Genomic DNA, 831 nt, shown 5'->3' on the forward strand with positions numbered 1-831 from the left:
GGGCTTTGTCACGTTGCCGAGGTGGTCGCGTAAAATCGGGAGATGAAAAAGACGAGATCTCTCTATCACGGCCATCGCTTCCCTGCGGTGGTGATCAGTTGTGCCGTTCGCTGGTATTTCCGGTTTCAGTTGAGCTTGCGCGACATTGAAGAGCTGCTCTTCGAGCGTGGCGTCGTGGTGAGTTACGAAACCGTTCGCCGCTGGTGCGATAAATTTGGCACGGGGTTCGCGTATCGCGCCAAGGCTGTGCGACGCAAACCGGGCAGTACCTGGCATCTCGATGAGTTGTTCGTGAGGCTGCGCGGTGAACCTTATGTGCTGTGGCGAGCCGTCGACGAGCACGGCGCCGAACTCGATATCCTGCTGCAGAAGCGGCGCGACACGGCCGCAGCCGAACGATTCTTCAGGCGCGTGCTTCGTTCGTGCCCGGTGCCGCGCAGGATCGTCACCGACCAGTTGCGCAGTTATCCGGCCGCGAAGTCCAGGCTCCCCGAGCTGGCAAACGTCAGACACGTGTTCGTCAAGGCTGCAGCCCGCGTGAACAATCGGGCCGAGAATAGCCATCAACCTACGCGTGAACGTGAGCGGCGCTTGCGCGGGTTTCGCGACCCAAAGCGCACCCAGGTGTTTCTCTCGAGCTTCGGACCGATCCGGCAGCACTTCGCGCTCAAGCGACATTTGCTGCGCGCTTCTCTTTACCGCAAACAGCTCGCTCAGCGTTTTGACGCATGGCATCGTTTCACCGAACTCACCCAGAATCCGTCAGCCGTCTGAGCAAATACGCGTCCTCAGTAGATTTGCGCCGTCGCTCAGCCAACGTGACAATGCCGT

1 protein-coding gene is annotated in these 831 nt (G+C 59.8%); it reads left to right on the forward strand.

Features of this window, described 5'->3' with window-relative positions:
- Positions 1–42: 42 nt before the first annotated feature.
- The gene (locus KHO23_RS34870) at positions 43–774 is read left to right on the forward strand and encodes an IS6 family transposase (protein ID WP_211617543.1); all 732 of its coding nucleotides are present in this window, start codon (positions 43–45) and stop codon (positions 772–774) included.
- The last annotated feature ends 57 nt before the right edge of the window (positions 775–831 follow it).

The organism is Paraburkholderia haematera (assembly GCF_905220975.1).
Lineage (GTDB): Bacteria > Pseudomonadota > Gammaproteobacteria > Burkholderiales > Burkholderiaceae > Paraburkholderia > Paraburkholderia haematera.

Coding starts and splice junctions, on each gene's coding strand:
- KHO23_RS34870 (WP_211617543.1), top strand. CDS start 43: ATGAAAAAGACGAGATCTCTCTATCACGGCCATCGCTTCCCTGCGGTG.